At 25.2% G+C, this 13,051-nt stretch carries 13 protein-coding genes and 1 tRNA gene; 12 read left to right on the top strand and 2 right to left on the bottom strand.

Going from position 1 to position 13,051, the window contains the following annotated elements:
* The first annotated feature begins 44 nt into the window (after positions 1 to 44).
* The 10 genes from selA (at position 45) to FRIFI_RS02750 (ending at position 7,657) form a co-directional block, all read left to right on the top strand.
* On the top strand, positions 45 to 1,445 hold the full coding sequence (gene selA, locus FRIFI_RS02710) for an L-seryl-tRNA(Sec) selenium transferase (RefSeq protein WP_166504903.1): 1,401 nt from the start codon (positions 45 to 47) through the stop codon (positions 1,443 to 1,445).
* Positions 1,446 to 1,466: 21 nt separating this feature from the next.
* Positions 1,467 to 3,356 carry a selenocysteine-specific translation elongation factor gene (gene selB, locus FRIFI_RS02715; protein ID WP_166504904.1) on the top strand — a complete coding sequence of 630 codons (1,890 nt, stop codon included), beginning with the start codon at positions 1,467 to 1,469 and terminating at the stop codon, positions 3,354 to 3,356.
* 14 nt (positions 3,357 to 3,370) lie between these two features.
* Positions 3,371 to 4,045 (top strand): uracil-DNA glycosylase, encoded by a 675-nt coding sequence (locus FRIFI_RS02720; RefSeq protein WP_092927201.1) that lies wholly within the window; start codon positions 3,371 to 3,373, stop codon positions 4,043 to 4,045.
* 170 nt (positions 4,046 to 4,215) lie between these two features.
* Positions 4,216 to 4,530 carry a rhodanese-like domain-containing protein gene (locus FRIFI_RS02725; protein ID WP_092927199.1) on the top strand — a complete coding sequence of 105 codons (315 nt, stop codon included), beginning with the start codon at positions 4,216 to 4,218 and terminating at the stop codon, positions 4,528 to 4,530.
* Between the two features lie 358 nt (positions 4,531 to 4,888).
* Positions 4,889 to 4,985, top strand: a tRNA-Sec gene (locus FRIFI_RS02730).
* Positions 4,986 to 5,333: 348 nt separating this feature from the next.
* Positions 5,334 to 6,041, top strand: a complete 708-nt coding sequence (locus FRIFI_RS02735; protein WP_092927197.1) for a tRNA threonylcarbamoyladenosine dehydratase — start codon at positions 5,334 to 5,336, stop codon at positions 6,039 to 6,041.
* 145 nt (positions 6,042 to 6,186) lie between these two features.
* Positions 6,187 to 6,504, top strand: coding sequence for a thioredoxin (gene trxA / locus FRIFI_RS02740; protein WP_092927195.1), 318 nt, complete (start codon positions 6,187 to 6,189; stop codon positions 6,502 to 6,504).
* A 19-nt stretch (positions 6,505 to 6,523) separates the two neighbouring features.
* Positions 6,524 to 6,613 (top strand): FAD-binding protein, encoded by a 90-nt coding sequence (locus tag FRIFI_RS15500; RefSeq protein ID WP_330383778.1) that lies wholly within the window; start codon positions 6,524 to 6,526, stop codon positions 6,611 to 6,613.
* 154 nt (positions 6,614 to 6,767) lie between these two features.
* The gene (locus FRIFI_RS15505) at positions 6,768 to 7,136 is read left to right on the top strand and encodes an FAD-dependent oxidoreductase (RefSeq protein WP_330405560.1); all 369 of its coding nucleotides are present in this window, start codon (positions 6,768 to 6,770) and stop codon (positions 7,134 to 7,136) included.
* 188 nt (positions 7,137 to 7,324) lie between these two features.
* On the top strand, positions 7,325 to 7,657 hold the full coding sequence (locus FRIFI_RS02750; protein WP_092927193.1) for a winged helix-turn-helix transcriptional regulator: 333 nt from the start codon (positions 7,325 to 7,327) through the stop codon (positions 7,655 to 7,657).
* 55 nt (positions 7,658 to 7,712) lie between these two features.
* Here FRIFI_RS02750 and FRIFI_RS02755 read toward each other — a convergent pair whose 3' ends face one another.
* Positions 7,713 to 8,555, bottom strand: a complete 843-nt coding sequence (locus FRIFI_RS02755) for a ComEC/Rec2 family competence protein (protein ID WP_092927191.1) — start codon at positions 8,553 to 8,555, stop codon at positions 7,713 to 7,715.
* 189 nt (positions 8,556 to 8,744) lie between these two features.
* On the opposite strand from FRIFI_RS02755, the gene FRIFI_RS02760 reads away from it, so the two are divergent.
* Both FRIFI_RS02760 and FRIFI_RS02765 read left to right on the top strand, forming a co-directional pair.
* The gene (locus FRIFI_RS02760) at positions 8,745 to 9,650 is read left to right on the top strand and encodes a DUF2156 domain-containing protein (RefSeq protein WP_166504905.1); all 906 of its coding nucleotides are present in this window, start codon (positions 8,745 to 8,747) and stop codon (positions 9,648 to 9,650) included.
* Between the two features lies 1 nt (position 9,651).
* The gene (locus tag FRIFI_RS02765; RefSeq protein WP_166504906.1) at positions 9,652 to 10,809 is read left to right on the top strand and encodes a GNAT family N-acetyltransferase; all 1,158 of its coding nucleotides are present in this window, start codon (positions 9,652 to 9,654) and stop codon (positions 10,807 to 10,809) included.
* A gap of 228 nt (positions 10,810 to 11,037) precedes the next feature.
* Here the strand turns inward: FRIFI_RS02765 and FRIFI_RS02770 are convergent, their stop codons facing one another.
* Positions 11,038 to 12,684, bottom strand: a complete 1,647-nt coding sequence (locus FRIFI_RS02770; protein WP_166504907.1) for an EAL domain-containing protein — start codon at positions 12,682 to 12,684, stop codon at positions 11,038 to 11,040.
* Positions 12,685 to 13,051 lie beyond the last annotated feature (367 nt).

Here is a 13,051-nt window from a genome sequence, read left to right on the forward strand (position 1 = left end):
TATTATTAAATAATTAGAAATTTAGAGCAAAGGTTGTGATTTATTTGAATAAAAGAGAATTATTTTCTAAGCTACCTTCAGTTGATGAAGTTTTAAACCAAGAAGATATAAAAAATACATTAGAAGAGTATCCTAGAAATTTAGTCATAGAGTGCATAAGGAAGGTTATAGATAGAAAAAGAAAAGAAATAATAGATATTAAGGACGATAAAAATAATATAAATTTAGATTTAAATAATATAATTAAAGATATAAAAAATGAGATTAATATAAGCTATGCATTATCCTTAAAAAAGGTTATAAATGCTACAGGTACAGTATTACATACTAATTTAGGAAGATCATTACTTAGTGAAAGTATAAAAGAAGAACTTTGGAATTCTGCATCTAGATATTCTAATTTAGAATACAATATTGAAAAAGGTCAAAGAGGTTCGAGGTACGATCATCTAGCAGATACAATAAAAAGGCTTACAAATGCTGAGGATGTATTAGTGGTAAATAATAATGCAGCAGCTGTACTGCTTGTATTAAGCACATTAGCTAAAGATGGCGAAGTTATAGTATCAAGAGGTGAGTTAGTAGAAGTTGGTGGCTCTTTTAGAATACCAAGTATAATGGAATTAAGTGGTACAAAACTTTTAGAGGTTGGTGCTACTAACAAAACACATTTAAAAGATTATGAAGAAGCGATTAGTGAAGATACTAAAGCTATTATGAAGGTTCATACTAGTAATTATAGAATACTTGGATTTACAGAAAGTGTAGATATAGATGAGTTATCTATCCTTAGCAAAAAGCATAATATACCTGTGATAGAAGATTTAGGTAGTGGAGTATTTATCGATTTATCAAAATATGGACTGTCTTATGAACCTACTGTTTTAGATTCTCTACGAAAAGGTGCTGATATAGTTACTTTTAGTGGAGACAAAATGCTAGGTGGACCACAAGCTGGTATAATAGTTGGTAAAAAAGAGTACATAGATAAAATGAAAAAAAATCAATTAACAAGAGCCCTAAGAGTAGATAAGTTAACTATATGCGCTCTAGAATCTACACTTAGAACTTATTTAGATGAAGAAAAAGCAATTAAAGAAATACCAACGCTTAGAATGTTAACTTATAAAATAGATGAATTAGAAGAAAAAGCTAACGATTTATTAAATAAAATAAAAGAACTAAAAATAGATGCAAAAGTATGTGTAGAAGATGGTTTATCTCAAGTTGGGGGAGGATCTATGCCTTTAGAGACTATAAAAAGTAAGGTAGTCGCGATAACTCCAAATAATATGAATGTATCAACACTAGAGAGAAGACTAAGATTAAGTAATGCTCATATAATAGCAAGAGTGTATGAAAATAAATACATATTAGATGTAAGGACTATATTTGAAGACGAATATGATTTAATAATAAATGAGCTTAAAAATATATTTAAATAGTATACAAGAGGGGAGATTAACATGAAAAATATAGTAATAGGTACAGCAGGTCATATAGACCATGGAAAAACTACCCTTATAAAAGCACTTACAGGAAGAGAAACAGATACTTTAGCAGAAGAAAAAAAGAGAGGAATATCAATAAATTTAGGATTTACATATTTTGATTTGCCGAGCAAAAAAAGAGCAGGTATAGTTGATGTTCCAGGGCATGAAAAATTTATAAAAAACATGCTTGCAGGAGCATCTGGTTTAGACATGGTTTTATTTGTAATTGGAGCTGACGAAGGTGTAATGCCTCAAACTATTGAGCATTTAGATATATTAAAATTTTTAAATGTCAAAAATGGAATAATAGTTTTAACAAAATGTGATACAGTAGATGAAGAATTTATAGAATTAGTAAAAGAAGATGTAATAGAAAAGGTAAAAGGAACTTTTCTTGAAGATGCAGATATAATAGAAGTTGATTCTATATCTAAAAGGGGTATAGATAAACTTATAAACAAAATTGATGAAATAAGTAAAGATATAGAAGATAATGATATAAGTTCACCTGCAAGGCTTAATATAGATAGAGTATTTTCTGTAAAAGGATTTGGAACTGTAATAACAGGGACCCTAACAGAAGGAAAAATAAGTGTTGAAGATGATTTAATGCTATATCCTTCAAATATAGAAACGAAAATAAGAAGTATTCAAGTTCATGGCGAAAATGTAAACACTGCTTATGCAGGACAAAGAACTGCAATAAATATATCTAATGTCAAAGTTGAAGATCTAAAAAGAGGAGATGTTTTAGGTGCAAAAAATTCTTTAGAAGAATCCATGATGTTAGATGTTAAAATATCTATTGTAAATCATTCAAACAAAAGCTTAAAACATTGGGATAGGTTAAGGCTTTACCATGGTACAAAAGAAATTTTGTGCAGGGCAGTACCATTAGACAAAGAAATAATAAACTCATCAGAAGATGGATATGTACAATTAAGATTAGAAGAAAGTATAGTAGCTAAAAAAGGAGATAAATTTGTTATTAGAAGTTATTCACCTATGGAAACTATAGGTGGAGGAACTATAATAGACACAAACCCTAAAAAGCATAAAAAATTTGATACAAACGTTATAAATTCATTAAAGATAAAAGAAAAAGGTGAATTAAAAGATATATTAGAAGAGTATCTTAAAAAAAATACTGAAATATATCCAAGTAAAAAAGAGATAATGGCCTATATTGGAGAAAATGAAGAAAATGTAGATAAAGCTTTACAAGAGCTTATAAATATGGATAAAGCTATCTGTATAAATAGTATGTATATGCATATTAATAAATATGAGACTCTAAAATCTAAAAGTGTAGACTTACTTACTAAGTATCATAAATCTTACAGACTTAGAAATGGTATGGTAAAAGAAGAGTTTAGATCTAAAGTTGAAGGTAAGTTTAAGACTAAGGAGATGGACTTATTAATAGATAAGTTAAGTAAAGAAAAAGTAGTAAAAGTAAACGATAATTTAATATCTTTATATGAATTTGAAGTAAGGTTAAACTCAAAGCAGCTAGAAATAAAAAACACTATAAAAAATCAGTTAAATTCTAGCATGAATAAATCAGAAAATATATTAACAATAGATGGTATATGTAACAAAAATAAATTTTATGAAGAAGTATTAGAATCTATGATAGGACAAGAAGTAGAACAATTAGATGAAAAGCATGTTATTGATAAAGAGCTGTATGAAACACTAAAAAATAATTTGATTAATTATTTAAAAGAAAATAAAGAAATAACTTTAGGCGAATACAGAGACTTACTTAATTCTAGCCGAAAAAATTGTGTGATATTATTAGAAAACTTTGATAGAAATAAAATAACTAAGAGAAAAGAAAATAGCAGAGTACTATTTTAGATAAGGGTGACAAAATGGTAAATTTAAATAATGACTGGGACGAATTATTAAAAGAAGAATTTAAAAAAGATTACTATTTAAAATTAAGAGAATTTTTAAAAAAAGAATATAGCGAAAGAATAATATACCCAAATATGAATAATATATTTGAAGCTTTAAAGCATACATCATATAAAGATACAAAAGTACTTATACTAGGACAAGATCCTTATCATGGTGAAAATCAAGCACATGGACTGGCTTTTTCAGTGCAACCAGGAGAAAAAATACCACCATCTTTATTAAATATATATAAAGAGTTAAATAGTGAATTAGGATGTTTTATACCAAACAATGGTTATTTAATTCCGTGGGCAGATCAAGGTGTATTACTATTAAATACAGCTCTAACAGTTAGAGCTCATGAAGCTAATTCTCACAAAGGGAAGGGATGGGAAATTTTCACTGATGAAATAATAAGAATTTTAAATAATAGAAAAGACCCTGTAATATTTATATTATGGGGAGCAAATGCAAGAAGCAAAAAGGCGCTTATAACTTCTAATCATCATTATATATTAGAATCTCCTCATCCAAGTCCCTTATCTGCAAGAAGAGGATTCTTTGGATGTAATCATTTCTTAGAAACTAATAAAATATTAAAATCAATAGGTAAAAGCCCTATACAGTGGCAAATACCTAATATATAAAAATAACTACACCTATATAGGTGTAGTTATTTTGTTAATAAAGAATATATGATTATAGATAAAATCAATAAATATTTGTCAAAATATAATTAGATATATAATATTAACTTTAACTATGTAACTTATTGTGAAAAAAATCATAATATATTAAATAAGAGAGGAGGCTGTATATGAGTATATATATATTAGAATCAGAAAAAATAAAGTCAATGATAGATAACAATGAATTCGATCTTATTATAGATATTAGAAATGAAGAATATTACCTAAATGGTCATTTGCCAAAGGCTATAAATATACCAATGAATGAGATAAATGATGAGATGGATTTCTTGGCAGATTACAAGGATAAGAAAATATTATTATATTGTGGAATAGGGAGCCAAAGTAAAGCTACATGTAAGGTATTAAGTATAAATGGATTTAATAAATTATATAGTTTATTTGGAGGTATAAAAGGCTATAAATATGAACTTGAAAAATAACGAAAATATTAAGAATAAATGATATAATAAGATGTGCTAGAATTATTGAAAAAACTTACTAAGCACATTTTATTTTTATCAAATTGATATTATATATTAAAAAAGTCACAATTTAAATGGTAAATATCTATTAGAAATGCAATATAAATATTATCTGATTAAATAATAGTACAGAGATTCATAGTTTACAATTAAAATAAACTATGAACTTAATTTTTTATTAAAATATATTGCATAAAGATTGTTAATAGAGTATATTTATGGTATAATTACAAATTATTAAGGTATTAAAAATACTTTTATGTCAATATAATAAAATATGCATAGAAATATGATATTTTTATTAAATGATTAATATGGGGATGGATGAGTGCCGGTGTGCTCTCTAGTCTTCAAAACTAGTATGAGGGGTTAAGAGCCTCTTAGGTGGGTTCGACTCCCACGCATTCCCGCCAATTTGTGAGAACTCTTATGAGTTCTTTTTTTATTATAAGAGTACATTAAATTACTATACAATAAATATATATAAATGTTTAATATAAAAATGATTTTATGTTTTATTGAATTATTTTTATTTATATCTTTTAAAATTCGTACAATTAAATTATAATTATCATTATATTTAATTTTAACATAATAAAAAATACAATCAGTTATCGTATAAAAATAAATAATAAGATTAAATGATGAAACTAATAATAAGTTAAAAGGTAGATTTATAAATTTTATGTAAATCTCATTATATAACTTGGTAGAATATATTTTTTTAAAACAATAATAAATAATTTCAGGAGAAATAAGATATGGAAAAAAACTTTACAACTAGAACCGGTCTAATAATAGGACAAGAAGGTATAGAGAAACTAAAAAATTCAAATGTAATAGTATTTGGAGTTGGAGGAGTAGGTAGTTTTGCAGCAGAGGCTATAGCAAGAGCAGGAGTAGGAAATCTTACTATAGTAGACTTTGATGATGTAGATATAACTAATATAAATAGACAACTTCCAGCACTACACTCAACTGTAGGTAGAGATAAAGTTGATGTTATGAAAGAAAGGATACTTGATATAAATCCAGATATAAATATAAAAGCTATAAAAAGTTTATATAATGAAGAAACAAGTGAAGAACTATTAAGTGAAAAGTATGATTATGTAGTAGATGCAATAGATATGGTTAGTTCTAAAATACATTTAATAGAAACTTGCAAAAAGAAGGGACTTGAAATAATAAGTTCTATGGGAATGGGAAATAAATTAGATCCAACTAAAATAGTAGTTACAGATGTGCATAAAACAACTATGTGCCCATTAGCTAAGGTGATGAGAAAAGAACTAAGAGATAGAAAAATAAAAAAATTAAAGGTAGTATTTTCAACTGAAAAGCCAAGAGAGCTTAAAGAAAAAATAATGAATGGCAAAAAGGTTACACCAGGAAGTGTTTCATTTGTACCATCTGTTGGAGGTCTAGTTATAGCATCTGTTGTTATAAATGATTTAATAAATAAATAACATAAAAAAGAAGAATGCTTTGTGTTCTTCTTTTTTATTTTTTAAAAAGTTATATTTATAGGTGGTTACAAATAAGTAACTAATTGTTATAAGAAACTATAGTTGGTATAGTATATTTATCAAAATAAACAAAGGAGATAATGTAATGACTAGAATAATAAATACAGAAGAATTTGTTAATGAGGTAGAATTATCAAATGAAACAACAGTGGTAGATTTTTTTGCAACTTGGTGTGGACCATGTAAGATGTTATCACCAATATTTGAAGGATTAGAACAAGATATGAAAGAAGATGCAAAATTTTTAAAGGTTGATATAGATAAAAGTTTAGAATTAGCTAGACAATTTGAGATACATACTGTACCAACAGTTATAGTTTTTAAAGAAGGAAAAGAAGTAGATAGATTAGTAGGGTTTATACCAAAACAAAAATTAGAAGAAATTGTTAAATCACATATATAAATATAAGAAAGTAAGTAATATGAGATATGATATAGCAATAGTAGGTAGTGGATCAGCAGGTATGGCTGCTGCATTAAATGCTAAAATAAGAAATAAAAATAAAAGGTGAAGAAAAATATCTAGTAAAAGGTGTAGGATATTGTGAAACTTGTGATGCGGGATTATATAGAGATAAAGTAGTTGCAGTAGTAGGATACAATCATGAAGGAGAAGAAGATGCAAACTTCTTGAGTGAAATAGCTTCAAAGATATATTATATACCAATGTATAAATTAACTAATTCACTAGATTCATCTATAGAAATAATTAACGATAAACCTTTAGAAATAAAAGGAGAAAAAACAGTTAATAAATTAGTTCTAAAAAATACAGAACTATATGCAGATGGTATATTTATTATGGAGGATAGTGTATCGCCAAGTTATATGGTACCAGGGTTAGAAGTTGAAGGACCTCATATAAAAGCAGATAGAGAAATGAAAACTAATATAGAATGGTTATATGCAGCTGGAGATTGTGCAGGTAAGCCATATCAATATCTAAAGTCATCAGGAGAAGGTCAAATGGCGGTATCAAGTGCAATATCTCACTTAGACAAATTGAGAATAAACCAAATGAGTTTACAGAAATAATAAAAAACCTACGGTATAATTTACTTATCCATAGGTTTTTTTATTATTAAAAAAATTTAAATCGTTAAAAAATTTAAAGAGATAATATCTAAAATAAATTAAAGTAAAATTTAAAAGATTAAAATTGGACAAAATAGAAATAATACTATAACTTAATATATACAAAGATTTAATAAGGAGGACAAAAAATGTACAATATAAGTGATATGGTATATGATTGCCCCGTTGAAGCATTAGCTAGTATATTAGGTAAAAAATGGGTTGGGGGAATTATATGGGCTATACAAGATGATAAAGTAAGATTTGGTGATTTACAAAGGAAGATGAATAAATGTAGCAAGAAAATGCTAATCCAGCAGCTAGATTTATTAATAGAAAATAATATTATTATAAATGATAAAAAATTAATAAAAAATACTGTTGAATCTACGTATTATCTTAGCGAATCAGGGTTAGCACTTTTAAATGTAATGGCAAAAATGATAGAGTGGAGTAATCAACACATAACTTGTGAAGAATAAAATTGCATAGTTACTAAAAAGTAACTAATTGATATAAATATAATGTATTGTTATATTATTTATGGGTATTATATTCGTAGTTATTTTTAGTGTAGATAATGTCTCCATCACTATAAAAAACAATATCACCTAAAATGTCAGTTCTGTAAACTAGGGTATTTTTATTAGAAAGATTTTCTAATATATTTCTGTGAGGATGTCCATATTGATTTTTATAACCACAGGATATAACAGCTATATCTGGATTAACTTCATCTAAGAATAGATCACTACTTGAAGAGCTACTGCCGTGATGGCCTACCTTTAAAAAATCTATATCCTTAATATCAAATGAATTTATAATATCAATTTCATTTGGTTCTTCAGCATCACCAGTAAATAAAAATGATTTGTTCAGGTAAGATAGCTTAAATACTATAGAATTTAAATTGCTATCTTTTTGTATAAAAGAAGGACTTAACACTGATAAAATTATATTATCTTCTATATGCAAAGTATCATTTTTATACAGGTAATTTATAGATAGATTTTTATTAGAACATGCTGATATTAAGTTTGAGTAGGAAGTTGAATCATGCTTATATTCAGGCATATAAATAGATTTAACTTTGAAGTTATTAATTATGTTATCAAGACCACCGATATGGTCTGAATCATGGTGTGTAGCTATTAAATAGTCTATAACATCTACATTTTGTTTTTTGAGATATCTTTTGACTATGTTATCACTATCTTCGTCTCCACCGTCAATTAAGATATTTTTATTATATGGTGTTTGGATTAGAATGCTATCGCCTTGTCCAACATCGATAATATGAATTTCTAAATGAGAAACTTTGTCACAACCAGATAAAAGTGATATTATAATAAGTATTAGCGAGAAAATTATACTTCTCAAGTGATAAACCACCTCACTTAAATGTTTATTAAAAAATAATTTGGGTAATATAAGTTAATATTGATTATTATGTTAAGATTTTAAACAAAAAAATAAAGAAAAATTCAACTTTAGAGATTTTTAAAGTTATACATAGATAAAAATTATGAAAGTCAAGATTATACAGAAGATAGTAAACAGGAGGAAGTTATGTTTTTTAAAGAAATAGATATAAATGCAAAAAAGGAATTAGATCCATATTTTGATTTGGTAGACTATGAAGCATGTGAGTATTGTTTTGCTACATTATATATGTGGCAACATGTTTACAAAACAAGTTATTATACACAAGAAGATTTCGCAGTATTAGTTGGTGAATACGAAGGAGATAGTTTCTCTATATTACCATTAACTAAAAAAGAGAATTTAAACAAAGTTATAGATTTTGTTATAGAATATTTTGAAAAAGAAAATAAGAAAATATATTTAAGGGGTGTAACAAAAGAGGTAATAGAAGCACTTAAAGAAGATTTTAAAGATAGATTTGAATATATAGAAGAAAGAGATTTATTTGATTATATATATGAAGGAGAGAGCTTAAGAACTTTAGGGGGAAGAAAAAATCAAAAGAAGCGAAATCATATAAATTACTTCTTAAAGGAATATGAAGGAAGATTTGAATATAAGCTTTTAGATAAAGAAAACTTTGGGGAGTGTCTAAATTTACTAAAAGAGTGGAGTATAAATAAGGAAGAACACAATGAATTTGATGAAGGTATGGATGATGAGTTAATAGGAATAAAAAAAATATTTGATAGCTATGACATACTAAAAGATAGAGTAAAAATAGCTGGTATATATGTAGATGGAAAGTTAGAGGCATTTACAATAGGAGAACTTTTAAATAAAAACATGGCACTAGTTCATATAGAAAAAGCGAATCCAGATATAAGAGGTTTATATCCTTATATAAATCAACAATTTATAGTAAATGAATTTCCAGATGTAGAATTTGTAAATAGAGAAGAAGATATGGGTATAGAAGGCCTTAGAAAAGCTAAATTATCATATCACCCATGTAGATTTGTTGAAAAGTATACTGTTAGGGAGAAATAATATGAATATAAGATATGCCAAAGACAATGATATAGATAGTATAAAAGATATATGGAATTATTGTTTTAATGATGAAGAAGGTTTCGTAGATTACTACTTTAATTATAAATATAAAAATTATAATACAGTTGTCATAGAAGAAGATGAAAATATAGTTTCTTCTCTTCAACTAAATCAATATAAGTTAAAATTAAATAGCAAAATATACGATACATCATATGTTGTCGGAGTATCAACATTCCCAGAAGCAAGAGGGATGGGATATATGAAAAATATCATGGAATTTTCTCTTAATGAAATGTACAATAAAGGTCAATTTGTATCTATATTAATGCCTATTGATTATAGATTATATAGAAAATATGGATATGAACAATGTTACGATCAGATAGAATATAACTTAGATGTAGAAGAATTAAAGAGCTTTAAAATAAAAGGAAAGATGATAAAAGCAAAGGATTCTAATATTAAAGATTTAATAAATATAAGTAATTCTTTTCTTAAGGATACAAATGGAAATATAGAAAGAGATCAAGCATACTATGAAAACTTATTTAAAGAAGTAAAAAGTGAAAATGGTCATATATATATTCATGAAGATGAAAAAGCAAAAGGATATATAATATATTTTTTAAATGGAGATAATATGTTTGTAAGAGAAATATATTATAAAAATATAGATTCTCTAAAAACTATGCTTAAGTTTATATATAATCATAATACGCAATGTAAGAAAGTTACTATATCAGCTCCTATAAATGATAAGATAAGATTTATACTAGATAATCCTAAAACGTCAGACATAAAAATTAAGCCTTTTATGATGGGAAGAATAATAAATTTAAAAGGATATTTAGAAAGTTTAAATATAGAAAGTGACTTAAGCTTAAGTGCTAATATAGAAGTTGAAGATAAGTTTATAAAAGAAAATAATGGAATATTTAATATAAAATTAGAAAATAAAAAAATTTATGTTGAAAAAATACAATCTGAAGCTGATGTTAAATTTAACATAAACACAATAACTCAGTTAGGATTTTCATATATAGACATAGAAGATGCTTTAATTATAAATAATAATAAAGTTAGTGATAATGTTATAAAGCTGTTTAAAACTATATTTGATAAGAAAGATAATTATATAAATGAATATGTATAAAAGATGCTAAATTTTATATTAAATATATTTAATAGTATATAATAGATGGATTACTAAGGTTTAGATGGAATGAATTTGATAATAAAAAAATTACTTAGATATAAAAGCATAATCTTAGAATTATAGACAATATACCTATATCAGTGTGTAAATTGGGAAGATCTAATTATATAAAAGGAGCTGACTTTGTCAGCTCCTTTTTGATTTATATTGTTGTTTTATTAAATTTTATTCTTTGCTTATTTTAATTAAAGCTATATCCTCTTTATCTTGAGGCTGTGCATAAAAATATCCTTGTATAAATATATTATCACTATCTACATTTTTTATAATATTTACTTGCTCTTTATTTTCAACACCTTCTGCGATTATCTTAGTGCCAGATAATTTGCAAATTTTACTTAAAAATATTATAAGCTCATAATTAAAATTACCTTCTTTAATCTCATCTATAAAATATTTATCTATTTTAACAACATCAAAATCAAATTTAGATAATATATCTAGATTTGAATATTGAATACCAAAATCATCAGCAGCTATTTTTATATTTTTACTTTGCAAAAACTCCATTCCGCTTTTTATTTGTTTAAAGTCACCTGATTCTATATTTTCAACAATTTCAAAAACAATTTTTTTCGATTTAAAATCATTGTCATTATCAATTATATAATTAACTTTTTCTAAGAATTCTTTGCTCCTTATTTCATTGTATGATATATTTATAGAAATATAAAACTCCTCATTTTTTAAGTTTGTATTTAGCTTAAACCATTTATAATCTTCTAATACAGTTTTAAATATCCATATTGATAATTCTTCTGTCATATTACATTTTTCAATATCACTTATAAAAAAATAAGGAGAGATTATTTTTCCATCAGGGTTTATGTATCTAATTAAAGCTTCAAATCCTACAACTTTATCGTTTTTAGGATTAATTATAGGTTGATAATAAAGTTTATACCTATTTTTTGATAAGTTTTCCTTTATATTTTTTCTTAATTTATTTACCTTTATAGCTGGTATTATATGCTTTATCAATATAAATAAAACACATGTTGATGCTATAATAGATAAGGTTACTATTTCTTTTGAGTTTATACCTTTAAAAAAATAATTTAGATGTATTTTTTCCAATTCATTTTTTTCATGTTTAGTAGAGTTTTCTAGTGAGTTATCAATCTCTTCTATAATCCATTTACTATTTTTTGATGCTGTTATATATACAGGTCCTGGTGAAAATTCATAGATTTTTTTAAATCTACTTAATTTCTTTTGATTTACAGGAGCTATAATTGCTACTACAGATTTATCTTTTAGCATATCTATTATTTGATCTAAATTTTCTCCCCATACAAGTATTGGCTTTGTTCCTTTTCTTTTTAACTCATCCATTAACCATTTAGATTCATATTCACTTTTTATAAAAGCAACTTTCTTATTATTAAGAGATTTTATATCTTTATAATCTTTATTAACGTAAACTCCTAATAGTTCAGTACCTATAGTTTCTTTAGAATAAATAAGCTTATCTTTTCTTTCATTGGTGTAATGAAGTCCAATCATCATATCGATTTTATTTTCTTCTAAATCTTCAATTAAAGAAGGAATGTTACCTTTTACATATTTAACTTTTACTTTTTTATTTATAGGCAATTTTTTATTTATATTAAAAATAATCTTGTCTAAAATATCCTTGTAATAACCTTCTACTTTACCATTTGGTTTTATATTAAAATATGGATCTAAATCATACACTCCTACTTTTACAGTTCTATCTTTTTCATTGGCATATAAAGTATTGTAGCTTGATATAGTTATTAAAAATACTATAATTAAAATTAATATACTTTTAATTTTGTGTTTTCCCATAGTCAATAATCTCCTTTTGCCCTTAAAAATATAATTCATAAAGTAGTGACCATAAACTTGTATTTTACTTAATTTAACTATATAAAAATTCTTATATGCTTTACACCCATTTTAATTTACTCCATATTAAAAATTAATATCTATCAAGCCCTTTATATTTATTAAAATATATTTCTTACTAATCACCCTTTATTTACCTTATTTTACCTTATATTTATTTTAGCACTTTCATACAAAAATTTTCATATATTTTATTTATTTTGTAATTTAATTTCATATTTTAGTTATATTACAATAATATTGTCGATTTAAAAACTTTACTTGAAATTTCATTATTATAAATAAAAAATCACTGATAGATAGTTCA

Origin of the sequence: Romboutsia hominis (assembly GCF_900002575.1) — a bacterium.
GTDB classification, from domain to species: Bacteria; Bacillota; Clostridia; order Peptostreptococcales; family Peptostreptococcaceae; genus Romboutsia_C; species Romboutsia_C hominis.

Coding starts and splice junctions, on each gene's coding strand:
- selB (WP_166504904.1), top strand. CDS start 1,467: ATGAAAAATATAGTAATAGGTACAGCAGGTCATATAGACCATGGAAAA.
- FRIFI_RS02720 (WP_092927201.1), top strand. CDS start 3,371: ATGGTAAATTTAAATAATGACTGGGACGAATTATTAAAAGAAGAATTT.
- FRIFI_RS02725 (WP_092927199.1), top strand. CDS start 4,216: ATGAGTATATATATATTAGAATCAGAAAAAATAAAGTCAATGATAGAT.
- FRIFI_RS02735 (WP_092927197.1), top strand. CDS start 5,334: ATGGAAAAAAACTTTACAACTAGAACCGGTCTAATAATAGGACAAGAA.
- trxA (WP_092927195.1), top strand. CDS start 6,187: ATGACTAGAATAATAAATACAGAAGAATTTGTTAATGAGGTAGAATTA.
- FRIFI_RS15500 (WP_330383778.1), top strand. CDS start 6,524: ATGAGATATGATATAGCAATAGTAGGTAGTGGATCAGCAGGTATGGCT.
- FRIFI_RS15505 (WP_330405560.1), top strand. CDS start 6,768: ATGTATAAATTAACTAATTCACTAGATTCATCTATAGAAATAATTAAC.
- FRIFI_RS02750 (WP_092927193.1), top strand. CDS start 7,325: ATGTACAATATAAGTGATATGGTATATGATTGCCCCGTTGAAGCATTA.
- FRIFI_RS02760 (WP_166504905.1), top strand. CDS start 8,745: ATGTTTTTTAAAGAAATAGATATAAATGCAAAAAAGGAATTAGATCCA.
- FRIFI_RS02765 (WP_166504906.1), top strand. CDS start 9,652: ATGAATATAAGATATGCCAAAGACAATGATATAGATAGTATAAAAGAT.
- FRIFI_RS02770 (WP_166504907.1), bottom strand. CDS start 12,684: ATGGGAAAACACAAAATTAAAAGTATATTAATTTTAATTATAGTATTT.